The 22,098-nt window shown below is 64.1% G+C and carries 19 protein-coding genes; 15 read left to right on the forward strand and 4 right to left on the reverse strand.

The features are described 5' to 3' along the window. Positions 1 to 146: 146 nt before the first annotated feature. The 3 genes from JHD07_RS08725 to boxB all read left to right on the forward strand — a co-directional run bounded on the left by JHD07_RS08725 (position 147) and on the right by boxB (position 4,376). Positions 147 to 959: an alpha/beta hydrolase gene (locus JHD07_RS08725; RefSeq protein WP_291621100.1), complete on the forward strand. Its 813-nt coding sequence runs from the start codon at positions 147 to 149 to the stop codon at positions 957 to 959. A gap of 125 nt (positions 960 to 1,084) precedes the next feature. Further along, positions 1,085 to 2,773, forward strand: coding sequence for a 2,3-epoxybenzoyl-CoA dihydrolase (boxC, locus tag JHD07_RS08730; RefSeq protein WP_291621102.1), 1,689 nt, complete (start codon positions 1,085 to 1,087; stop codon positions 2,771 to 2,773). A 151-nt stretch (positions 2,774 to 2,924) separates the two neighbouring features. Continuing rightward, the gene (boxB, locus tag JHD07_RS08735; RefSeq protein ID WP_291621104.1) at positions 2,925 to 4,376 is read left to right on the forward strand and encodes a benzoyl-CoA 2,3-epoxidase subunit BoxB; all 1,452 of its coding nucleotides are present in this window, start codon (positions 2,925 to 2,927) and stop codon (positions 4,374 to 4,376) included. 330 nt (positions 4,377 to 4,706) lie between these two features. Here the strand turns inward: boxB and JHD07_RS08740 are convergent, their stop codons facing one another. Both JHD07_RS08740 and JHD07_RS08745 read right to left on the reverse strand, forming a co-directional pair. Next, positions 4,707 to 5,465 carry an outer membrane beta-barrel protein gene (locus tag JHD07_RS08740; protein WP_291621106.1) on the reverse strand — a complete coding sequence of 253 codons (759 nt, stop codon included), beginning with the start codon at positions 5,463 to 5,465 and terminating at the stop codon, positions 4,707 to 4,709. A gap of 269 nt (positions 5,466 to 5,734) precedes the next feature. Further along, positions 5,735 to 6,766, reverse strand: coding sequence for an AraC family transcriptional regulator (locus JHD07_RS08745; protein WP_291621108.1), 1,032 nt, complete (start codon positions 6,764 to 6,766; stop codon positions 5,735 to 5,737). A 365-nt stretch (positions 6,767 to 7,131) separates the two neighbouring features. Between JHD07_RS08745 and JHD07_RS08750 the strand changes: the two genes are divergently transcribed. From JHD07_RS08750 to JHD07_RS08760, 3 genes are read left to right on the forward strand one after another with little or no spacing between them, the layout of a single operon-like run. Further along, on the forward strand, positions 7,132 to 9,264 hold the full coding sequence (locus JHD07_RS08750; protein ID WP_291621110.1) for a TonB-dependent siderophore receptor: 2,133 nt from the start codon (positions 7,132 to 7,134) through the stop codon (positions 9,262 to 9,264). After that, the gene (locus JHD07_RS08755) at positions 9,261 to 10,406 is read left to right on the forward strand and encodes a PepSY-associated TM helix domain-containing protein (RefSeq protein WP_291621112.1); all 1,146 of its coding nucleotides are present in this window, start codon (positions 9,261 to 9,263) and stop codon (positions 10,404 to 10,406) included. Before JHD07_RS08750 ends, JHD07_RS08755 begins: the two co-directional genes overlap by 4 nt. Then, positions 10,406 to 10,594, forward strand: coding sequence for a hypothetical protein (locus tag JHD07_RS08760; protein WP_291621114.1), 189 nt, complete (start codon positions 10,406 to 10,408; stop codon positions 10,592 to 10,594). The genes JHD07_RS08755 and JHD07_RS08760 overlap by 1 nt, the downstream gene beginning before the upstream one ends. Before the next feature lie 252 nt (positions 10,595 to 10,846). Here the strand turns inward: JHD07_RS08760 and JHD07_RS08765 are convergent, their stop codons facing one another. Both JHD07_RS08765 and JHD07_RS08770 read right to left on the reverse strand, forming a co-directional pair. After that, positions 10,847 to 11,659: an SDR family oxidoreductase gene (locus tag JHD07_RS08765; RefSeq protein ID WP_291621116.1), complete on the reverse strand. Its 813-nt coding sequence runs from the start codon at positions 11,657 to 11,659 to the stop codon at positions 10,847 to 10,849. Between the two features lie 89 nt (positions 11,660 to 11,748). Continuing rightward, positions 11,749 to 12,807 carry a polysaccharide deacetylase family protein gene (locus JHD07_RS08770; RefSeq protein ID WP_291621118.1) on the reverse strand — a complete coding sequence of 353 codons (1,059 nt, stop codon included), beginning with the start codon at positions 12,805 to 12,807 and terminating at the stop codon, positions 11,749 to 11,751. Between the two features lie 163 nt (positions 12,808 to 12,970). On the opposite strand from JHD07_RS08770, the gene JHD07_RS08775 reads away from it, so the two are divergent. From JHD07_RS08775 to phoU, 9 genes are all read left to right on the forward strand, one after another. Next, positions 12,971 to 14,365: an OmpA family protein gene (locus JHD07_RS08775; RefSeq protein ID WP_291621121.1), complete on the forward strand. Its 1,395-nt coding sequence runs from the start codon at positions 12,971 to 12,973 to the stop codon at positions 14,363 to 14,365. Between the two features lie 2 nt (positions 14,366 to 14,367). Next, entirely contained in the window at positions 14,368 to 14,670 is a 303-nt protein-coding gene (locus JHD07_RS08780) for a hypothetical protein (RefSeq protein ID WP_291621123.1), read from the forward strand. A gap of 449 nt (positions 14,671 to 15,119) precedes the next feature. Further along, on the forward strand, positions 15,120 to 16,175 hold the full coding sequence (locus JHD07_RS08785) for a lysylphosphatidylglycerol synthase domain-containing protein (protein WP_291621125.1): 1,056 nt from the start codon (positions 15,120 to 15,122) through the stop codon (positions 16,173 to 16,175). A 32-nt stretch (positions 16,176 to 16,207) separates the two neighbouring features. Continuing rightward, positions 16,208 to 17,506, forward strand: coding sequence for an ATP-binding protein (locus JHD07_RS08790; protein WP_291621126.1), 1,299 nt, complete (start codon positions 16,208 to 16,210; stop codon positions 17,504 to 17,506). Between the two features lie 145 nt (positions 17,507 to 17,651). Next, a complete protein-coding gene (pstS, locus tag JHD07_RS08795; protein WP_291621128.1) occupies positions 17,652 to 18,665 on the forward strand; it encodes a phosphate ABC transporter substrate-binding protein PstS in 1,014 nt (337 codons plus the stop codon). 226 nt (positions 18,666 to 18,891) lie between these two features. Continuing rightward, positions 18,892 to 19,881: a phosphate ABC transporter permease subunit PstC gene (pstC, locus tag JHD07_RS08800; protein WP_291621136.1), complete on the forward strand. Its 990-nt coding sequence runs from the start codon at positions 18,892 to 18,894 to the stop codon at positions 19,879 to 19,881. 4 nt (positions 19,882 to 19,885) lie between these two features. After that, on the forward strand, positions 19,886 to 20,731 hold the full coding sequence (pstA, locus tag JHD07_RS08805) for a phosphate ABC transporter permease PstA (RefSeq protein ID WP_291621130.1): 846 nt from the start codon (positions 19,886 to 19,888) through the stop codon (positions 20,729 to 20,731). Next, entirely contained in the window at positions 20,728 to 21,549 is an 822-nt protein-coding gene (gene pstB, locus JHD07_RS08810) for a phosphate ABC transporter ATP-binding protein PstB (RefSeq protein WP_291621132.1), read from the forward strand. Before pstA ends, pstB begins: the two co-directional genes overlap by 4 nt. Positions 21,550 to 21,560: 11 nt before the next feature. Further along, positions 21,561 to 22,098, forward strand: a 538-nt coding sequence (gene phoU / locus JHD07_RS08815; RefSeq protein ID WP_291621134.1) for a phosphate signaling complex protein PhoU, incomplete at its 3' end; no start/stop codon positions are given.

Here is a 22,098-nt window from a genome sequence, read left to right on the forward strand (position 1 = left end):
GGGGTGATCTCTCCACACGGGCGCTGCCTCTGTGGAGAGACTGTCACCCCACCCCGCTTCACATCTCGCTGCGCTCGCTGTGAATCGACCCTCCCCCTCCAGGGGAGGGTGGCAACTCGGCATTGGCTAGGAATGGGAATTCGACCATGACCAACCTCACCCCCACCGGCTTCCTCGACATCGACGGCGCCAGCCTCGAATACAAATGGCTCGCGCCGCGCGCCGCGGATGCCCCCACCATCGTCATGCTGCACGAAGGCCTCGGCTGCGTCGGTCTCTGGGGCGACTTCCCTGAGAAGCTGCAGCAGGCCACCGGTGCCGGCATCTTCGCCTATTCGCGCGCAGGCTACGGCCAGTCCAGCCCGGCCGCGCTGCCGCGGCCGCTCGACTACATGCAGCGCGAGGCGCTGGACGTGCTGCCGAAGCTGCTCGATGCGATCGGGTTCAAGCGTGGCCTCCTGCTCGGCCATTCTGACGGCGCCTCGATCGCGACGATCTATGCCGGGGCGCATCAGGATCATCGCCTGAACGGCCTCGTGCTGGTCGCGCCGCATTTCATCGTCGAGGACGTCTCGGTCAAATCGATCGCTGCGATCAAGACGACGTTCGAAACCACGGACCTCAGGGCAAAGCTGGCGCGCTGGCACAAGGACGTCGACAACGCGTTCTACGGCTGGAACGGCGCCTGGCTCGACGCGAAATTCCGCGATTGGGATATCTCGGAATACCTCGCCTATATCCGCGTGCCCGTCATGATCGTGCAGGGCGTCGACGATCAATATGGGACGCTGCGTCAGGCCGAGATCGCGCAGGAGGAATGTTACTGCCCCGTCGATCTGAAAATCATTGCCGGCGCCGCGCATTCGCCGCATCGCGAGGCCGCCGGACCGACCCTCGAGGCCATCGTGCCGTTCGCCAAGGCCGCCTTGCGGGACGATCCTGGGCTTCAGGCGGCATGAGGCATGTGCGTGGGTGGATGAAGCAAAGTGCATATAGGTCCGACATTCGGGCTGGACTAACCCAATAAGATGCATTATTGTGCATCTAACGATCCAGAATGCATAAGCAAGCTCAAGGGTGGCTCATGGCCGGGGAAGATCGGCGCCTCGCAGGCGGCGCGACATTCATCGATTTCCAGACCGAACCGTCCCGCTACAAGCATTGGAAGCTCGCGGTCGAGGGCGACGTCGCGACGCTGACGATGGATGTCGACGAGAACGGCGGCCTGTTCGAGGGCTATCTGCTCAAGCTCAATTCCTACGATCTCGGCGTCGACATCGAGCTCGCCGACGCGCTCCAGCGGCTGCGCTTCGAGCATCCCGAGGTCAAGGTCGTGGTGATGCGCTCGGCCAAGAACCGCGTGTTCTGCGCCGGTGCCAACATCCGCATGCTCGCGGGCTCGACTCACGCGCACAAGGTGAACTTCTGCAAATTCACCAACGAGACCCGCAACGGCATGGAAGATTCTAGCGAGAATTCCGGCCAGCGCTTCATCACCGTCGTCAACGGCTCCGCCGCCGGCGGCGGCTATGAGCTGGCGCTAGCGACCGACCACATCATCCTCGCCGACGACGGCTCGTCCGCCGTTGCGCTGCCCGAAGTGCCGCTGCTCGCGGTGCTGCCCGGCACCGGCGGCCTCACGCGCGTGGTCGACAAGCGCAAGGTTCGCCGCGATCACGCCGACTTCTTCTGCACCATCGAGGAGGGTGTGAAGGGCAAGCGCGCGGTGCAATGGCGCCTCGTCGACGAGATCGCGCCGAACTCCAAGTTGGAAGCCAGGATCGCCGAGCGTGCCAAGGAGTTCGCAGGCCAGTCGAAACGCAAGGGCAGCGGCAAGGGCATCGCGCTGACGCCGCTCCAGCGCGTCATCGACGAGACCAGCATCCGCTATGGCTTCGTCACCGTCGACATCGATCGCGCGGCGCGGATCGCCACCATCTCGATCAAGGCGCCGGAGGCCGCGCCGCCGGCCGACATCGACGGCATGATGGCGCAAGGCGCCTCGTTCTGGCCGCTCCAGGTCGCGCGCGAGCTCGACGACGCCATCCTGCACTTGCGCATCAACGAGCTCGAGATCGCCATGCTGGTGTTCAAGAGCCATGGCGACCGCGCCCATGTGCTCGCGCACGACGCCTTCCTCGAAGCGAACAAGGCGCACTGGCTGGTCAACGAGATCAGGCATTACTGGAAGCGGGTGCTCAAGCGCATCGACGTCACCTCGCGCACGCTGGTGACGCTGGTCGAGCCCGGCTCCTGCTTTGCCGGCACGCTCGCCGAGCTCGTGTTTGCCGCCGACCGCTCCTACATGCTGATCGGCACGCGTCAGGGCGACAACCGCCCGCCGCCGTCGATCGAGCTCTCGGCGATGAATTTCGGTCCGTATCCGATGAGCCACGGCCTGACGCGGTTGCAATCGCGCTTCCAGGCCGATCCGTCCGATGTGGAGCGCGCGGAAGCCACGCTCGGCACCGCGCTCGACGCGGAGCAGGCGGAGGAGCTCGGCCTCGTCACCTTCGCACTCGACGACATCGACTGGGACGACGAGGTTCGCGTGTTCCTGGAGGAGCGCGCCAGCTTCTCGCCCGACAGCCTCACCGGCATGGAAGCGAGCCTGCGCTTCGTCGGTCCCGAGACCATGGAATCGAAGATCTTCTCGCGCCTCACCGCTTGGCAGAACTGGATCTTCCAGCGTCCCAATGCCGTCGGCGAGGAAGGCGCGCTGCGCCGCTACGGCAGCGGCCAGAAGCCGAAATTCGATATGACGCGGGTGTGATGACATTCACTGCGTCATGGCCGGGCAAAAGCGCGAAGCGCGTCTTCGCACAAATGTCCCGGCCATCCACGTCCTTGGCTCGAGGAAGCAAGAACGTGGATGCCCGGCACAAGGCCGGGCATGACGGAAAGAGATCGCAAGGAGCACGGCCATGAACATGAACATCATGAACGTCGACTACTCGACCAAGATTCCGAACAACGTAAATCTCGCCGAAGATCGCCAGGTGCTGAAAGCGCTGGAGGGCTGGCATCCCGGCTATATGGACTGGTGGAGCGACATGGGCCCGGAAGGCTTCCAGGAATCGCTGGTCTATTTGCGCACCGCCTACTCGGTCGATCCGCGCGGCTGGGCCAAGTTCGATTATGTTCGCATGCCCGAATATCGCTGGGGCATCCTGCTTGCGCCGCAGGAAGAGAACCGGGTCGTTCCGTTCGGCGAGCACTATGGCGAGCCGGCCTGGCAGGAAGTGCCGGGCGAGCATCGCGCCATGCTGCGCCGCCTGATCGTGATCCAGGGCGACACCGAGCCGGCCTCGGTCGAGCAGCAGCGCCATCTCGGCAAGACCGCGCCCTCGCTCTACGACATGCGCAACCTGTTCCAGGTCAATGTCGAGGAAGGCCGCCACCTCTGGGCCATGGTCTATCTGCTGCAGAAATATTTCGGCCGCGACGGCCGCGAGGAAGCCGACGATTTGCTGCGCCGCCGCTCCGGCGATGCCGACGCGCCGCGCATGCTGGGCGCCTTCAACGAGGCGACGCCGGACTGGCTGTCCTTCTTCATGTTCACTTATTTCACCGACCGCGACGGCAAGATGCAGCTGCATTCGCTGGCGCAGTCGGGCTTCGACCCCTTGTCACGCACCTGCCGCTTCATGCTGACGGAGGAAGCGCATCACATGTTCGTCGGCGAGACCGGGATCACCCGTGTCGTGCAGCGCACCTGCGATGCGATGCGCGCGGCCGGCATCACCGATCCCACGGACATCGCCAAGGTGCGCGCGCTCGGGGTGATCGACCTGCCGACCATCCAGAAGAAGCTGAACCTGCACTACACGCTGTCGCTCGACCTGTTCGGCTCGGAAGTCTCGACCAACGCGGCCAACGCCTTCAACGCCGGCATCAAGGGCCGCTATCACGAGACCCAGATCGAGGACGACCACCAGCTCAAGAGCTCCACCTATCCGGTGCTCAAGCTGATCAACGGCGAGATCAAGCTGGTCGACGAGCCGGCGCTGACCGCGCTCAACATGCGCCTGCGCGACGATTACAGCCAGGATTGCGTCAAGGGCATGCTGCGCTGGAACAAGGTGATCTCGACTGCGGGCTATGATTTCCAGCTCAAGCTTCCCAACGTCGCCTTCCACCGCCACATCGGCGAGTTCAAGGACGTTCACGCGACGCCCGACGGCATCCTGATCGACGACGCCACCTGGGCCAAGCGCAAGGACGAATGGCTGCCCTCGGCAAGCGACGGCGACTTCATCACCTCGCTGATGCAGCCCGTCACCGAGATCGGCCAGTTCGCCTCCTGGATCTCGCCGCCCAAGGTCGGCATCGACAACAAGCCCGGCGATTTCGAGTACGTGAAGATCGAGTCGTAACGGCTGTTAATCGGAATCGCGTCAGGTCGAATCGATTGCCGCGGGCTCGGTGCAACCTCTCCCGCTTGCGGGAGAGGTCGGCGCGTCCGGGCGATGCGAAGCATCGTCCCGCGCGCCGGGTGAGGGCTTCTCCTCTAGGGGAGAATCCCAATGCGCAAAAATCCTCTCCCCAACCCTCTCCCGCAAGCGGGCGAGGGCGTGCACCGCCGGTGACGCCCAATCAAACCTGATCCCATCGCGCATACGCCGTCACGGATCGACGGATCATCAAACGATCGCAATAACCCCGTACGTCACCGGGGCTTTGTTGTCAGAGAGGGCGTCTTCCGGTCAGTAGCGGGCGACGACCGGGCCGCCGAAGCGGTAGTTGATGCGGGCGGTGACCACGTCGATATCCTGACGGATGGTGTCGCCACGCGATGGCCCCGCAAAGGGCGGCACGAAGTTGAAACCGATGTCGCGCTTGCCCATGAACAGGTGATCGTATTCGACCGCGAGCGACCAGTTCGGGGCGAAGCCATATTCGATGCCGGCGCCGACGGCGGCGCCCCAGCGGGTCTCGCTCGCACGATCGAACACGGCGTTCGTCGGGATGTCGATACCCTCGTACTTGTCGTGGGCGACAGCGGCGCCGCCCTTCACGTATCCAAGGACGTTATTCCAGGCGTAGCCGACCTGACCGGTGAACAGGCCGAACGCGTCAACCTTGCTGCGGTTGATCTGGCCAAAGGGGGCGGGAAACACGAGGCTGGTATTGGACCCCTTGAAGTCAGCCCAGTTGCCTTGCGCCTCGAGGCCGAAGACCCAGTTGCTGGCTTGCCAACGGTAGCCGATCTGTCCGCCGACCGTGCCGCCGGTCGCATCGTGGCATCCTTCGGTCGCCACCGGGCGGGGCGCGCCGAACAGGGAGAACATGTCCCAGCACTTGCGAGCCCAGCCGCCGCCGCCGTTGGCGCCGACGTAGAAACCGGTCCAGTCGTAGACGGCAGGGACCGTCGCCTTGGTGTAGGGCCGGGCGGCCAGGTCCGCCGCAACAGCCGATCCGGTGAGTGCCGCCGAAATGGCGAGCGTCGCGATAAGCTTCATCATATTGCAAGCCCAGTCTGACCCCTTGCAGAGTGCTTCGCAGGATATCCGGTTTCAAGCAAATGGCTGTCACCGTGACGCCACATCGGTTCCAAAACAGGGTGCGCCGGGGCCGATCAGCAGCTTTCGGTCGTTGCTATCATCTGCAATCGGCTCTCGGCGACGGTGGGATCGGTCCATCGCGCCATGGAAATGGCTTCAGGCCTGCCCGACATGCGCCTGGGCGATTGGACAGCGAGGATTGCATCCGGCTTTTCAGGCGCGTGGTAGCGCTACTCGCTCCGCCTCCAGGATGATCCCTTGCCGGGCCGATAGCCGTAACGCCGCTGAAAAGCGGACGAAAAATTGGATGAGTGAGCGAAGCCGGCGATATAGGCGGCCTGATCGACGGTGAAGCCATCGCGCTCCAAGGCGGTGCGCGCGCGGTCCATGCGCCGCTGCGCGACGTAAGCGAACACGGTCGTGCCGAAGGTCATCCGGAAGTGGCGGCACAACGAGCGAACACTCATTCCATGCGCGGCCGCCAACGCGACGAGGCTGATCTCAACATCGGGCGCCAGGCTGTCCAGCATGTCCTTCACGCGCCTGATCCTTGCGACCTCGATCCGGGCCGCGGGCCGGTACTGCCGCGACTCGTCGGCGCCGGTGAAGGCCTCGGCAAGGAATCCCAGCGCTGCCGCTTCCCGGCGCAACGTGGCCAATGGTCCCCTGGATTCGAACGCCGCGAACAATCGTGCGGCAGCAGACAGCAGGCCGGTCGAAGCCGCACTCGCTTCGGATATGCCGCGTCGGGTCACCGTCCTGGCGATGATGCCGGAATCCTCGAACCGCTCGAACATGCCGGACGCGATCCACTCTGGACGCAAGGTGATGCCGCATCGCCGTTGATGTTTCCTCTCGCCGCGATGCAAGCGGATGGCCAGAGGTTCGTCCAGCGACATGGTCCCGAAGGTGCCGCTCGGGAGGTGGAGCTCCTGTTTCGGCACGTCCGCGCTGTCGACGTCACCAAGGTTCAAGCCAAAGAAAAAGCCCGCCTCGGCGGTCGTATTGACGCTGTACGCCGCGTGGCTGTCATAACTTGCGGCGAAGACCTCGAAGCCCGGCTGTATCACGGCCTCATCGATCCATCCGTGTGCGAGCGGCCGTTCGAGGTTCGTGGCCTTTGCCGTTGCGACCGTGACCGATGAACCCGGCGTCGAGAGCGATGTGATGTCGCTCGCGTAGATCGGCTGGGGAGAGATCGGCATCGCGATGTCCAGGTCGAAGGCCCGCTTCGGTTCTTTGAAAGCAGCGCTCTGCGTCATCTATCTAGACTCGTTCTAAATCGTCGATGCGCTCTGGCAATCTAGCACATGAGGCTGGCGCGCTTGAATATGATTTTGAAGTTATTCTAACGCCACGTCCCGATGCACTCGTGATGAGGTCTCGCTAAACCGAACAGCGGGGAAGCCAAGTTGTTTGGCGATCAGTTCGGGGTGTGTTTGTGCGAAGGAATGATGTTTCCAAGACCGCCGTTGTCGGCGCAGTCAGCTGTCTTGCATTGTCGTTGGGCACCTGGAGCGACGCAGAAGCCCAATCGTCGACCCTGCCGCCGGTGACGGTGGAAGCCCCCAAACCACGCGTCTCGACGGCAGCGGCGTCGCGACAAAGAGCGGCTCGGACCCGCGCGGTGGCGCGGCGCACCGTCGCGTCTCAACAAGCGTCGACGCCGAACCTCAACGCCGAGGGGGCGCGGCCCGAACGCGGCACGGGGCCGGCCGTCGGCTATGTAGCGCGCCAAAGCGTGACCGGCACCAAGACGGATACGCCGTTGCTCCTGACTCCACAGTCGATCTCGGTCGTGACCAAGGACGAAATCGCCGCGCGCGGCGCCACCGACCTGGCCCAGGCGCTTCTCTACACACCCGGTGTCATGCTCGGCACATACGGATCCAATTCCCTTTACGACCTTCCGGTCGTGCGGGGATTCGCCGTGCCGACCTACGTGGATGGCCTCCGGACCCTGGGCGACGTCGCCACCGAGGTGGTGCCGAGGATCAACACATACGGTGTCGAGCGCATCGAGTTGCTGCGCGGTTCGTCGTCGAGCCTTTACGGCCAAACCCCTCCCGGCGGCCTTCTCAACGTCATCAGCAAGCGTCCGACCGACCACCAGCAGAACGAGGTCGGAGTCCGGTTCGGAAACTTCAACCGGAAGGAGGGCTTCTTCGATTTCAGCGGTCCTGTCGATCCGATCCTGTCCTATCGGTTCGTCGGTTCAGGGAAGCTGTCGGACACGCAGCTCGATTTCGTCCAGGACAACAATTACTATCTCGCGCCGAGCGTCACCGTCCGGCCGACCGTCGACACCACGTTGACGATGCTCGCCTCGACGCAGCGCGAAAGCGGTCGCGGCTATCAGCAATATGCTCCCGGATTCGGTTCGGCCTTGTTCAATCCGAACGGGAAGATTCCTTACAGCAGATATTTCGGCGAACCTGACAATGATTTTCGCAATCTAAGCTACGACGCCATCGGCTATGTCTTCGAGCACCGCCTCAACGACGTTTTTCAGTTCCGCCAGAATGCCCGCCTTGCACGACTGGAGTCCAATATCGACAGCTTCGCGCCGTTCGGGCCCTTGGCGGCGGACTTTCGCACGGTACCGCGCGCAAACCTGCGGGTCGGGCAGAAGTCCGACCAGGGTGCCATAGACAGCCAGGTCCAGGCCGATTTTGCGACCGGCCCCGTGGGTCACAAGGTCCTCGCGGGGATCGACTACTACGACACATCGTCATCGTACAGCTTCACTCTCGGCGCCGGCGCGACGCCGATCGATGTCTTCAATCCGGTCTACGGCGTACCTCAGAACATTCTCTACCTGCCCTTCACCAACAATCGGACCACCACCAAGCAGACCGGCGTCTACCTGCAGGATCAAGCGAAGTTCGATCGGCTGGTTCTGACGTTGACCGGCCGCTACGACAACGCCGACCAGGAACTCAACGATTATCTGGCAAGCTCCGTGGTGCGGAAGACCGACACCGCGACGACCTATCGCGCCGCATTATCCTATGTCTTCGACGCCGGTGTCGCGCCTTACGTCAGCTACGCCACCAGCTTCGACCCGACGTCCGGCACCGACCGCTTCAGCAATCCGTTCAGGCCGAGAACCAGCACGACGCGGGAGGTCGGCGTCAAGTACCAGCCGACATTCATGAACGCGCTGTTCACCGCCGCGCTTTTCGACACCGATCAACGCAATGTCCTGACGACGGACCAGGCCCTGCCGCAGTTTCAGACACAGACGGGTGCGGTCAACGTCAAGGGCGTCGAGCTGGAGGCCAAGGTCAGTCTCAACCGGGAGCTCGATCTGGTCGCGGGCTACTCGCGCCTCGTTCCCAAGGTCACCGCGAGCACCGAGGGAACCGTCGGGCTCTATCAGCCCAACGTCGCGCTCGAAACCGCCTCGCTATGGGCGTTCTACACTTTCCGCTCGGGGGCGCTCGGCGGGCTGGGCGTCGGCGGCGGCGTGCGCCACGTCGGCAACAGCTACGGCGATGCGCTGAACACCTTGCTCGTGCCGAGTTCGACGGTGTTCGACGCGGCTCTCTCGTACGATTTCGGCTACCTCCGCAACGATCTCAAAGGTCTGACGGCGCGCTTGAACGTCACGAATGTGGGTGACACCTACTACGTGACCAACTGCTTCGGCACCAACAATTGCGGGCTCGGCATCGCGCGGACGGTGTTGGGCACGCTGAGCTACAAGTGGCCGCCGGCTCCCGAAAGACCGCTGCAGACGAGCCTCGTGACCAAGTGAAACGCTCGGCGATCAGGACGTGGTCATGGATACATCGATGGAGCAGCCTGGTCTGCACGCTGTTCCTGTTGATGCTGTGCATCACCGGCTTGCCGCTCATCTTCCATCACGAGATCGACGAGTTCCTTTACGAAGAGACCAAGGCAACGGCGATCATCCCCGGCAGGCCGCTCGCCAGTCTGGATGTCATCGAGAAGAATGCCCTCGCTGTCCTGCCGGGCGCATTCATCCAGTTCTTGCTGTGGGACAGGGACGAGCCGGAGGCCTTGCTTGTAAGCATCGCCAAGTCGCCGGACGCCGATTTCCGTGACAATCGCGATTTGAGGATGGATGTGACGACGGGCGCCTACCTGGACGAGCCCGACATCCGCGGCCGTCTCACGTACGTCCTCCTGCGATTGCATACCGAGATGTTTCTGGGGCTCCCCGGCAAGCTGTTCCTTGGTGTGATGGGCGTCCTGTTTCTGATCGCTGTGGTCTCAGGCGTCGTGGTGTATGGCCCGGCAATGCGCAAGATGAGCTTCGGCACCATTCGGAAGGGCCGGTCAAAGCTCGCCAAATGGTTCGATGTCCATAATCTACTCGGCGCCGTGACGATCCTGTGGGTTCTGGTTGTCGGCTCGACAGGGGTATTGAACACCTGTGCCGATCTGCTCATCAAGGCTTGGCAATATGGCCAGCTCGCGGAAATGGTCGGAGAGCACGGCGGTCGTCCGCGCCCGGCAAAGCTCGCTTCGGTCGAAGCGGCCGTCGCGACGGCACGAGCGCGGCTGCCAAACATGACCCCGTCATTCGTCGCCTATCCCGGCTCCGTGTTCTCCAGCAGAAGTCATTATGCCATCTTCATGCGCGGGAACGAGCCGGTCACCTCAAGGCTGCTCAAGCCCGTGCTCATCGATGCGAGCGATGGATCGTTCACCGACACGCGCGACATGCCGTGGTACGTCCAGACGCTACTGCTGTCCCAGCCCCTCCATTTCGGCGACTATGGCGGAACGCCGCTCAAGATCGTGTGGGCCGTGCTGGACGTTTTCACGATCATGGTTCTGGTCACGGGCCTTTATCTCTCGGGCAAGCGGCGTTCGGCACGGGTGAGACGGCCCGAACGCGTGCTCGGCGTCGAACGCGTCGGGGAAGCATGATGCCACGCACACGACAGGGCACCCACACCGTCTGGGCCGTCTATCGCTGGCCGGTCGTCATCGCAGCAATCTCCGCGCTCGGCCTGACCTTCGCATTGTTGGGCGATGGATTCTGGGACGCCGCGTCATGGCTTCTGCTCGGCTCGCCCGCGCTCGTCGGGCTCCATTTCCTGGCTCGCCGGGCGTGACCGTCCACTGGTGGTGTCACACCCGCGAGGGGAACACGGTCCCAGAGACCGTCGTGCTGGAGCCGTGGCCGCGTCATATCCGGCCACGGCTCGGACGTGTTTTGCCCGGCGTGTCAACATCATCGCGGCTGCACGGGTCGTCCCCGCGCTGTTCGAAAATCCCTTATCGATCAAGGGGGATTCTACTGTGCATGGGGTTGTTTTCGACGTTTTGGTTCTGCCCCCCCTTGCGCGCGACGGGTGACTGCCCCATCAATCACTGTCCCACCCGCTGCCCTTGATCCCCGGGTTCGCATAGACGATGCCGCCGTCAACCGCGATGGTCGCTCCCACCACGTAGTCGCCGGCGCGCGAGGCCAGGTAGATCGCAGCGCCCGCCATATCCTCGTCGGTGCCGATGCGGCCCACGGGGACGCGCGTTGCGACCTCGTCGGCGTGGTCGCGCGCGGCGCGGTTCATGTCGGACTTGAACGGGCCCGGCGCGATCGCCGTGACGACGATGTGGTCCGGGATGAGCTTCACCGCCATGCGCCGCGTCAGATGGATCAGCCCGGCCTTGCTCGCGGCATAGGAATAGGTCTCGCCGGGATTGACGAAGATGCCGTCGATCGAGGCGATGTTGATTACCTTCGCCGGCCGTTCAGCGCTCGCTGACGCGCGCAGCGTCGGCGCCAGCGACTTGGTCAGGAAGAACGGCGCCTTGACGTTGAGGTTCATCACCTTGTCCCAGCCGCTCTCGGGAAATTCGTCGAACTCCGCGCCCCAGGCCGCGCCCGCATTGTTGACGAGGATGTCGAGCCTGGACTCGCGCTTGCCGTATTCACTCGCGAGCAGCTCGCAGCCGGCGACCGTGGAGATGTCGATCGGCAACGCAATGCATTCGCCGCCATATTGTGCGGTGAGGGCCTTGGCGGTCTCCTCGCACGGCCCGGCCTTGCGTGCGGTGATGTAGACCTTCGCTACGCCGGCATGGAGAAATCCCGCCGCGATCATCTTGCCGATACCGCGCGAGCCGCCGGTCACCAGCGCGACACGGCCTTTGAGCGAGAACAGATCGTTGAACATGATGCCTCCCTGGGTTGGCGCCCGTTGTGAGCGGGGCGGGGAGGGGAGTCAAGGAAGGCGCATTTGTCCGGGACGAGCGCGGAGCGCGGCTAGGCCGCGGCGATGCGGCGGAAGCCGTTCCACATCGCGGTCGCGGCGCCCGAGGTCAGCACCGGCAGGATGCGCGCGTCCTGGTAATTGCCGTTCAGCGAAACGCGCGGCAGCGCGGTCATGTGGCCGGCATTCTCCGCGAACAGCATGCCGGGCCGCGTCGTCACCGCGGTCTTGAAGCCGGTCGCGGCGGCAAGGGCGAATTCGCGCATCCCCGCAGCCTCGCGGTCGCCATAGGGGTAAGCGAGATGCATTACGGGGCGCTCCAGCGCCTGCTCGATTCGCGCGCGGCTCACGGCCATCTCCTGCGCGGCTGCGTCTTCCGCCTGCTTGGCGAGGTTGCAATGGCTGATGCTGTGCGCGCCGATCGTGACCAGGGGATCGGCGGCAAATGTCTTCAGCTCGGCCCAGGACAGGCAGAGGCTGCGGCACAGCGCTCCCATGTCGACACCGTACCTCGTGCACAGCGCTCCGATCTCGCGCGCAAGATCTTGCTCGCCCGGCAGCGCGCGCAGCCAGTCATGCAGGCGGTCGAACGCCGCCTGCTTGGCTGCCGGCGTCGTCGCATCGAGCCGCAGCGCGGAATTGCCGATCTGGATGTCGATCTGCTCGGTCCCGGCGATCACGGCCTCCAGCGCCGTCCACCACAGCCGTCCGGTCCCTTCGGCAAAATCGCTCGTCACATAGACCGTCAGCGGCGCGTCAAATTCGCGCAGCACCGGCAATGCGTGCTCCAGATTGTCGCGATAACCATCGTCGAAAGTGAAGGCGGCGAAGCGGCGGTCGAACCGGCCCTGCACCAGCCGCTCATGCAGCTCGTCCATGCTGACGATGTCGATGTCGCGCGCGCGCAAATGGCACAGCGTGGCGCGCAGGAATTCGGGGGTGACTTCGAGGTGCCGGTTCGGCTGGAACGCGGCCTCTCGCGCCGGCCGCACATGGTGCAGCATGAAGATGGCGCCGACGCCCGACAGGAGCGGGCGCAACAGGTGGTGCGCCCCGCTGAAATAGAGTGCTCCCAGCCCGGCACGGATGACGTTGTTACGCAGTTGTTTCATGACCGGCCGGGGGCTCTGGCATTCCGTCCTCAACTTACGGAAGAACCCTTGAAGAAAAAGTTAGTCCGATTGTCCACGGAGGTTCGCCAGGCAGGCCCCATTTCCGGTTTGACAGCCTGCCAAGGGTTTGTTTTGTCTCCGTTTCCAGAGTTCGGGTCGTCTAATGCAGAAGCTTTTCTCGTGGGCCAGCAAGTGGTGGCTGGGGTTGATCCCTCTGGTCGTCATGTGGGGATTTGCGGCCTGGAACAATACGTTACCGGTCGAGGCCGATCTGTCGGCCCGCAGCTCGGCGGCGTTGAAGGATACCGTTCTGGACAAGACCCGGATCGCGGTCGATGGCCGCGACGTCCGGCTGGCCGCGGAGGCGTTTTCCGAGGAGGGGCGCCGCGACGCCGTGACAGCGGTCGAAACCGTCCCCGGCGTGCGACTGGTCGACGACCGGACCCGCCTTGTTCCTGAGGCCAACCCCTTCGTCTGGAACGCCGAGCGCGACGTGGTGCGGGTGACGCTGTCGGGCTCCGCGCCCCTGCCCTCGATGAAGGCCCGGCTGACCGAGGCGGCCCGAAAGGAAGTCGGCGGTGTCGAGGTCGCCGACCAGATGGGGCTGGCGCGGGGCGCGCCGCCGCGGTTCGAGGCCGCCGCGATGCTGCTCCTGGATCAGATCGGCAAGCTCAAGGACGGCAAGATCACGATCACGGACACTAAGGTCCACCTGTCCGGCATGGCGCGCGAGCTCGGCGGCCGGGAGGCGATTGCGGCGGCGCTGAAGAACCTGCCCGAGGGCTTTTCGATTGCCGCCAACGAAATCAAGGCGCCGCCCTACATCTTCCAGGCCTACAAGGACCCGGTCGCCGCGACGGTGACGCTAACCGGCTATGTTCCCGACAACAACGTCCACGCCGCGATCGCCACCAGCGCCTCGCGAAAGTTCTTCACCGAAAAGGTCGTCGACAATCTCAAGGCCAGCATCGGCGCACCCGGCGCCTTCAACACCGCGGTCGTCGCCGCGCTCGGCGCGCTGTCGCGGCTGTCGACCGGAACGCTCGTCGTCTCCGATCGCGAGGTGAAGCTGTCGGGCGATGCGCTCTACGAGGGCGCCGCCGCCGAGATCCGCGCAGGGCTGGGCAAGGACTTCCCGAAGAGCTGGCAGTACAAGCCGGAGATCACGGTGAAGCCCGCGGCAGGCCCGGTCGACGGCACCGTGTGCCAGCAATTGTTCTCGGAGCTGCTGACCAAGAGCAAGATCCGCTTCGCAAACAAGCGCGCGGAGATCGATCCCGATTCAGCCGGTATTCTCGATCGCCTCATCGAGACGGCGCTGCGCTGTCCCACCGTCAATATCGAGGTCGTGGGACATACCGACGCCGACGGCGAGGACTCCTTCAACCAGGATCTCTCCGAAAAGCGCGCCCAGGCGGTGATCGACTATCTGGTCAAGGCGGGCCTGCCCCCCAGCCGCTTCACTGCGGTGGGCCAGGGCAGCACGCAGCCCGTCGCCGGCAATGATACCGATGAGGGCAAGGCGCAGAACCGCCGCATCGAATTTCTGGTGAGGTGACGATGCCCTATCTCGTCTCGTTTCATCTGGGTTGGCTGATCGGCTCGCTGCTGCTGGGCTTTTGCATGGGTTGGATCTCGGTGGTCCAGCGCGGCAAGGGTACCTCGAAGGTGACGGCCTGGTGGCTCGCCGCGCTGGCTGTCGCCCTGGTCGCGGCTTCGCTCGCCCATGTGGTCCCCGGCCGTTTCGGCTATTGGTTCGACCTCGGCCTGATCATGTTCGCTTGCTATCTCGTCGGCTGCACCATCGGTGCCTGGCTGCGCGACCGCGTGGTCTCGCGCACCGCCCCGCCTGCCTCTCTGTGATGTTGCTGTGCACCCTCCCCCAAGGGGACGAGATGTGTCCGCGGCCTTTCGGCGCATCACAAGGCGGTGGCCGGCCACGTCGATCGCCCCCTCTTTCAACAGGCAGGCCGGGCCCATAGATTGACGTGGACTTAAGGCGTGACGGAACATTGTGCGGCCGAAATCATCAAAACTTCATGGCGCTTGCGCAGGATTGCCATGGAGATTCGCGTCAAGCCTTGCCGCCGAAGGCGTCAAACCCTGCACCGGGAGCCGTCACCCTGCCTAAAATACTGAAGGCACGTGTTTTTGTTCGAATTGGCGAATTCCACTCCGCCCGAAAACAGGCTAGTGGAAGGGCAGGGGGCATGCGCGACGCCGGAGCCGGCGGCGAGGGTTCGTTGAGTGCCTGTGCGTCGTCCGCCTGTCCGCCGGCCACCCTGGCCGCTGAAGCGTTGTTCGAGGTCTAGATGCTGGAAGCCATACGCAGGGCGACGTCGTTTCTGCGCCAGAAGCAAATCCTGCATAAGCTTGGAGTTGTGATCAGCGTCGCGGTCATCGGCATCGCTTGCTATGTGCTCTACCACATGCTGCGCGGCATCGATTTCAACGAGGTGCTCGAAGCGATCAAGAGCACCGAGCCGAGCCAGATTGCGATGGCGGCGCTGTTCGTTGCCGCAGGCTACTTCACCCTGACCTTCTACGATCTCTTCGCCACGCGCGCGATCGGCCATGGCCATGTGCCCTACCGGATCAATGCGCTCGCGGCCTTCACCAGCTATTCGATCGGCCACAATGTCGGCGCCTCCGTCTTCACCGGCGGCGCAGTGCGCTACCGGATCTATTCGGCCTATGGCCTCAACGCGATCGACGTCGCAAAGATCTGCTTCCTCGCCGGCCTGACGTTCTGGCTGGGCAATGCCGCCGTGCTCGGTCTCGGCATCGCCTATCACCCGGAGGCCGCCGCCTCGATCGACCAGCTTCCCCCCTGGCTGAACCGGACGCTGGCGCTGATGATCATCGTGGCGCTGATCGGCTACGTGGTCTGGGTCTGGACCCAGCCGCGGGTGGTCGGCCGCGGCCCCTGGACCGTGGTGCTGCCGGGCGGCCCGCTGACGCTGCTCCAGATCGCGATCGGCATCGTCGATCTCGGCTTCTGCGCGCTGGCGATGTATGTCCTGGTGCCGGACGAGCCCCATGTCGGCTTCGTCGTAGTCGCGGTGATCTTCGTCTCTGCCACCCTGCTCGGTTTTGCCAGCCATTCCCCGGGGGGGCTCGGCGTGTTCGACGCCGCCATGCTGGTCGGCCTCTGGCAGATGGACCGCGAGGAGCTTCTGGGCGGCATGCTCCTGTTCCGCATCCTGTATTATCTCTCCCCCTTCGTCCTGTCTGTAATCTTGCTGACGCTTCGAGAAGTTATCATCGGCGCACGTTCGAAGCGCCTGCAACAGGCGGCGCTCAAGCTCGACCCCGGCCCCGCGCGTGAAGCCGCCTATGCGAGAGAGCGCAGCGACGGCGGCGCCTGACCGGCGCAACGCCTCAAGGAGAAGCCGCCCAAATGGCGATCGACGCCCCATCTTCTCCCCCCGCCCAGCCCTGGTCCGACCGGCTGCGGCACTCGACCATCATCCTGATCGCCGCGGCGCTGGCGCTGTCCATCGTGGTCTCGCTCGGCGAATTGTCGGCGCTGCACGCCGCGATCGTGTTCCTCTGCATCGCAGCAGCAGCCCTGATCCCGTGGCGGCTGCATGATCCCGCGGCCTCCCGCGACGACGTCAGGCGCATCAACCCGGTCGAGAGCGCGGCGGTGGCCGCGGTGGTTGCCGGCATGCCGGATCCGGCGGTGCTGCTCGACCGCGCGGGTCGCGTCATCCATCTCAATGCCGCCGCCGCCCAGCTCGCGCCGGCACTGCGCCGGAACGAACTGGCCCAGTTCGCACTGCGCTCGCCGGAGATCATCACGGCGCTGCGCGAGGCGATCGCGACCACCGAGGCGCGGCGCGCGACCTATCTGGACCACGTTCCGGTCGATCGCTGGATGGAGCTGATGATCACGCCGGTGCCGGTGCCGACCAGCTTCGGCGGCGCCGACAAATGCATGCTGATGACCTTCCACGACCAGACGCCGCTGCGCCGGGTCGAAGAGATGCGCGCCGACTTCGTCGCCAACGCCAGCCACGAGCTGCGCACGCCGCTCGCCGCGCTGTCGGGCTTCATCGACACGCTCCAGGGCCAGGCCAAGGACGATCCCAAGGCCCGCGAGCGCTTCCTCGGCATCATGCACAACCAGGCCACCCGCATGGCGCGCCTGATCGACGATCTCTTGTCGCTGTCGCGGGTCGAGCTGTCCGCCCATGTCCGGCCCGACACCCTGGTCGATCTCATCCCGATCATCCGCCAGGTCGCCGACGGGCTCGAGCCGCTGGCGCGCGAGCGTCAGGTCGAGGTCGAGATCCAACTGCCGGACCCGCCGGTGATGATTGCGGGGGACCGTGAGGAGCTGCTTCGCCTGTTCGAGAACCTGATCGAGAATGCGCTCAAATACGGCGCCTCGGGCGGACGCGTCATCGTGTCGCTGAATCAAGCCGCGGCCGCTGACGGAACTCAGGAAATCCGGATCATGGTCCGCGATTTCGGCCCGGGCATCGCTCCGGAACACCTGCCACGGCTGACCGAGCGGTTCTACCGGGTCGATGTCGGCGACAGCCGCTCGCAGGGCGGCACCGGGCTCGGATTATCGCTGGTGAAACATATTCTTAACCGTCATCGCGGCCGGCTTCTGATCGAAAGCGTGCCCAAACAGGGCGCCACCTTCACCGCTTGTTTTCCCCAGGGAAAGGCTCCCGTCGCGAGCTGAAATCTCAGTGATTTCAATGGATTGAATGTGTCATCCAACTGTCACGTAACCTTCGTAAAAGCACAGCGGTCCGCTCCTAAACGGGGCGGCGCGGGGAGCGCGATCGGGCGCTGATGGCGCTTCGCTCCCCTGTATGGAGACCAGCATGAATTTCATCAAGACGATGGTCGCTGTCGGCTTGGTCGCCGCATCGACGACGGTGGCGCTTGCCGCTGACATCACGGGTGCCGGCGCGACCTTCCCGTTCCCGCTCTATTCGAAGTGGGCTGACGCCTACAAGAAGGAGACGGGCAACGGTCTGAACTACCAGTCGATCGGTTCCGGTGGCGGCATCAAGCAGATCCAGGCCAAGACCGTGACCTTCGGCGCGAGCGATATGCCGCTCAAGTCCGAGCAACTTGAAAAGGATGGAATGATCCAGTGGCCGCAGGCGATGGGTGCCTTGGTGCCGGTCGTCAATCTCGAAGGGATCAAGTCGGGCGAGCTGGTGTTTTCTGGTGAGTTGCTGGGCGACATCTATCTGGGCAAGGTCAAGACGTGGAATGACCCAGCGATCGCCAAGCTTAACCCCAAGGTGAAGCTCCCCTCGGACGCCATCACCGTCGTGCGTCGCTCGGACGGCTCCGGCACCACGTTCATCTGGACCGATTTCCTTTCGAAGACCAATGCCGAGTGGAAGACGAAGGTCGGTGCCGGTACCGCCGTCGAGTGGCCAGCGGGTGTAGGCGCCAAAGGCAATGAAGGCGTCGCGGGCAATGTCAGCCAGACCAAGAACTCGATCGGCTATGTCGAGTATGCCTATGCCAAACAAAACAAGCTGACCTACGGTGCCCTGATCAACAAGGCTGGTAAGACCGTGCAGCCGACCGTTGCGGCCTTCCAAGCTGCAGCCGCCAATGCCGACTGGGCCGGCTCCAAGAATTACTATGTGATCCTGACCGACCAGCCGGGTGAAACGTCGTGGCCGATCACGGGTGCGACCTTCATCTTGATGCACAAGGATGCGACCGACAAGGCGGCATCCCAGGAAGCCATCAAGTTCTTCAAGTGGGCGTTCGAGAAGGGCGACAAGATGGCGGAGGAGCTCGACTACATCCCGATGCCCGACTCGGTCGTGAAGCAGATCGAGAAGACGTGGTCGTCGGAAATTAAGAGCTGATTGCACCGTCACGAAGCTCGCGCCCCGTATTTCCGGGGCGCGAGTGAAGCGAGAGAGCCCGGAGCCTTCGAGATTCCGGGTCCGTTGGGAGTATCTCCCATCGGGCCGCGCACCTCGCGGGCCCGGTTAAAGTTTCCCGAGCGCGCGGGACAGATTGTCGACATGACCGCCTCTATTGGCGGCGTGTATATGGCGTGACGTAAAATAGGGGATCGGCGTGGCTGAGATGGCTGTCGAGAGCAATGTAATTGATGCTGCCGGACCGTATGACCGCGCCAAGGCGTTGAGCGCGTTCAAGCTGGGTGACGTCACCTTCTACTGGATCACGCGGCTTTCTGCGATCTCGGTGCTGCTCATTCTCGGCGGCATCATCATTTCGCTGATCGTGGGCGCCTTCCCGGCGATCAAGGAATACGGCCTGTCGTTCCTGTGGACGCAGCGTTGGGCCCCTTCGGCCGATCCGCCTGTGCTTGGCGCGCTCGGGCCGATGTACGGCACGCTCGTCACCTCCTTCATCGCGATGCTGATCGCCATTCCCGTCGGTCTCGGCATTGCGATCTTCCTCACCGAGCTCTGTCCGCAATGGCTGCGCCGCCCGATCGGCATGGCGATCGAACTGCTCGCCGGCATTCCCTCGATCATCTACGGCATGTGGGGCTTCTTCGTGCTGGGCCCGTTCCTGGCCAACACCTTCCAGCCATTCATGATCAGCGTGTTCGACGGCGTTCCCGTGCTGGGCGCGATCTTCGCCGGTCCCCCGTCCTATCTCAGCCTGTTCAACGCCGCGCTGATCCTCGCCATCATGGTGCTGCCCTTCATCACCTCGATCTCGGTTGACGTTTTCAAGACGGTGCCGCCGGTGTTGAAGGAAGCCGCCTATGGGGTCGGCTGCACCACGTGGGAAGTCGTCCGCAGCGTGGTGATCCCCTACACCCGCGTCGGCATCATCGGCGGCGTCATGCTGGCGCTGGGACGCGCGCTCGGCGAGACCATGGCGGTGACCTTCATCATCGGCAACTCGTTCCGGATCTCCTCGTCGATCTTCGCCCCGGGCACGACGATTTCGGCGGCGATCGCCTCCGAGTTCGCCGAGAGCGACGGCCTGCACCAGTCCGGCCTGATCCTGCTCGGTCTGCTCCTGTTCGTGCTGACGTTCTTCGTGCTCGCAGCCGCCCGATTGATGCTGATGCGCCTCGAAACCAAGGCCGGGAAGTGAAGCCATGAACCCGATCTATGCACGCCGCCGCCGCGGAGACATCATCATTCGCGGTCTCTGCATCGCAGCCGCCGCGTTCGGCGTCACCTGGCTCGCGCTGATCCTGGTCACGCTGTTCTACAACGGCCTGGCCGGGCTCAGCTTCCAGGTCTTCACCGCCGACACGCCGCCGCCCGGATCGACCGAGGGCGGCCTGCGCAACGCCATCGTCGGCTCGTTGATCATGACCGCGATCGGCGTCGGCATCGGCGCGCCGCTCGGCATGTTCGCCGGCACCTATCTCGCCGAATACGGCCGCAACGACAGGCTGACCTCGGTCATCCGTTTCATCAACGACATCCTGCTCTCGGCGCCCTCGATCATCATCGGCCTGTTCATCTACGGCGCAGTGGTGGTGCCGATGCGCGGCTTCTCGGCCATTGCAGGCGCGTTGGCGCTCGCCGTGATCGTGATCCCGGTCGTCGTGCGTACCACGGAGGACATGCTGCTGCTGGTGCCGAACCCGCTTCGTGAAGCCGCCAGCGCACTCGGCCTTCCGCGTTCGCTGGTGATCAAGCGCATCGCCTATCGCGCGGCACGGGCCGGCCTGATCACCGGCGTGCTGCTCGCCACCGCACGCGTCGCCGGCGAGACGGCGCCGCTGCTGTTCACTGCGCTCTCGAACCAGTTCTTCAGCCTGGGCCTGGACAAGACGATGGCCAACCTGCCGGTGACCATCAACAATTTCGTGCAGAGCCCCTACGCCTATTGGAAGCAGCTCGCCTGGAGCGGCGCGTTGTTGATTACCCTGACCGTGCTTGCCCTTAACATTGGCGCGCGCATCATCGGCGCCGAGAGGACTCCGAAATGAGTGAAATGTCTGTTTCCGTCAGTGCGCCGACCGTTCACCCCGGCTCGCAGCCGCTTCCCGAGGCGCCCGCCAAGGTCACGGCGCGCAACCTCAACTTCTACTATGGCGATCACCACGCGCTGAAGAACATCAACCTGGTGCTCGGCGCCAACCGCGTCACGGCCTTCATCGGCCCGTCCGGCTGCGGCAAGTCCACCCTGCTGCGTATCTTCAACCGGATGTACGATCTCTATCCGGGCCAGCGCGCGGACGGTCAGCTGTTGCTCGACCAGACCAACATCCTCGACCCCAAGCTCGACCTCAACCTGCTGCGCGCGCGCGTGGGCATGGTGTTCCAGAAGCCGACGCCGTTCCCGATGACGATCTACGAGAACATCGCCTTCGGCATCCGTCTCTACGAGAAGATCTCGAAATCCGAGATGGACGGCCGGGTCGAGAAGGCGCTGCGTGGCGGCGCGCTGTGGAACGAGGTCAAGGACAAGCTCAACGCCTCCGGCCTCTCGCTCTCCGGCGGTCAGCAGCAGCGCCTCTGCATTGCCCGCACCGTCGCGGTGCGGCCCGAGGTGATCCTGTTCGACGAGCCCTGCTCGGCGCTCGATCCGATCTCGACCGCCAAGGTCGAGGAGCTGATCCAGGAACTGTCCGAGAACTACACGATCGCGATCGTCACCCACAACATGCAGCAGGCGGCGCGCGTCTCCGACAAGACCGCCTTCATGTATCTCGGCGAGCTGATCGAGTTCGACGACACCAGCAAGATCTTCACGTCGCCGACCGATCGGCGCACGCAGGATTACATCACCGGCCGGTTCGGCTGAGGAGACGGAACATGGGTTCTGAACATACTGTAAAGGCCTTCGACAGCGACCTCCAGGAGCTCACGCGCCTCGTCGCCGAAATGGGCGGCATCGCCGAGCGCATGATCGTCGATTCCGTCGACGCGCTGATCCGCCGCGACGTCGCGCTCGGTCAGCGCGTCGTCGCCACCGACGCCGATATCGACGCGCTGCAGAAGCGTATCGAAGAGCGCGCGGTGCTCACGATCGCCCGCCGCCAGCCGATGGCGGTAGACCTGCGCGAGATCGTCGGCGCCATGCGCGTCGCGACCGATCTCGAGCGCATCGGCGACCTTGCCAAGAACATGGGCAAGCGCGTGGCGGCACTGGAAACGGACTTCCACCCGCTGAAGCTGTTTCGCGGCCTAGAGCACATGACCGACCTCGTGCAACAGCAGGTCAAGTCGGTGCTGGACGCCTATGCCGCGCACGATTTGCCGGCGGCGATGGCGGTGTGGAAGGGCGACGAGGAAGTCGACGCGATCTGCACCTCGCTGTTCCGCGAGCTCCTCACCTACATGATGGAGGATC

Origin of the sequence: Bradyrhizobium sp. (assembly GCF_016462955.1) — a bacterium.
Classification (GTDB): domain Bacteria; phylum Pseudomonadota; class Alphaproteobacteria; order Rhizobiales; family Xanthobacteraceae; genus Bradyrhizobium.

What these genes read in the sequence shown, in the direction of transcription:
- JHD07_RS08725 (WP_291621100.1), top strand. Translation starts at nt 147, where the DNA reads ATGACCAACCTCACCCCCACCGGCTTCCTCGACATCGACGGCGCCAGC.
- boxC (WP_291621102.1), top strand. Translation starts at nt 1,085, where the DNA reads ATGGCCGGGGAAGATCGGCGCCTCGCAGGCGGCGCGACATTCATCGAT.
- boxB (WP_291621104.1), top strand. Translation starts at nt 2,925, where the DNA reads ATGAACATGAACATCATGAACGTCGACTACTCGACCAAGATTCCGAAC.
- JHD07_RS08740 (WP_291621106.1), bottom strand. Translation starts at nt 5,465, where the DNA reads ATGATGAAGCTTATCGCGACGCTCGCCATTTCGGCGGCACTCACCGGA.
- JHD07_RS08745 (WP_291621108.1), bottom strand. Translation starts at nt 6,766, where the DNA reads ATGACGCAGAGCGCTGCTTTCAAAGAACCGAAGCGGGCCTTCGACCTG.
- JHD07_RS08760 (WP_291621114.1), top strand. Translation starts at nt 10,406, where the DNA reads ATGCCACGCACACGACAGGGCACCCACACCGTCTGGGCCGTCTATCGC.
- JHD07_RS08765 (WP_291621116.1), bottom strand. Translation starts at nt 11,659, where the DNA reads ATGTTCAACGATCTGTTCTCGCTCAAAGGCCGTGTCGCGCTGGTGACC.
- JHD07_RS08770 (WP_291621118.1), bottom strand. Translation starts at nt 12,807, where the DNA reads ATGAAACAACTGCGTAACAACGTCATCCGTGCCGGGCTGGGAGCACTC.
- JHD07_RS08775 (WP_291621121.1), top strand. Translation starts at nt 12,971, where the DNA reads ATGCAGAAGCTTTTCTCGTGGGCCAGCAAGTGGTGGCTGGGGTTGATC.
- JHD07_RS08780 (WP_291621123.1), top strand. Translation starts at nt 14,368, where the DNA reads ATGCCCTATCTCGTCTCGTTTCATCTGGGTTGGCTGATCGGCTCGCTG.
- JHD07_RS08785 (WP_291621125.1), top strand. Translation starts at nt 15,120, where the DNA reads ATGCTGGAAGCCATACGCAGGGCGACGTCGTTTCTGCGCCAGAAGCAA.
- JHD07_RS08790 (WP_291621126.1), top strand. Translation starts at nt 16,208, where the DNA reads ATGGCGATCGACGCCCCATCTTCTCCCCCCGCCCAGCCCTGGTCCGAC.
- pstS (WP_291621128.1), top strand. Translation starts at nt 17,652, where the DNA reads ATGAATTTCATCAAGACGATGGTCGCTGTCGGCTTGGTCGCCGCATCG.
- pstC (WP_291621136.1), top strand. Translation starts at nt 18,892, where the DNA reads ATGGCTGTCGAGAGCAATGTAATTGATGCTGCCGGACCGTATGACCGC.
- pstA (WP_291621130.1), top strand. Translation starts at nt 19,886, where the DNA reads ATGAACCCGATCTATGCACGCCGCCGCCGCGGAGACATCATCATTCGC.
- pstB (WP_291621132.1), top strand. Translation starts at nt 20,728, where the DNA reads ATGAGTGAAATGTCTGTTTCCGTCAGTGCGCCGACCGTTCACCCCGGC.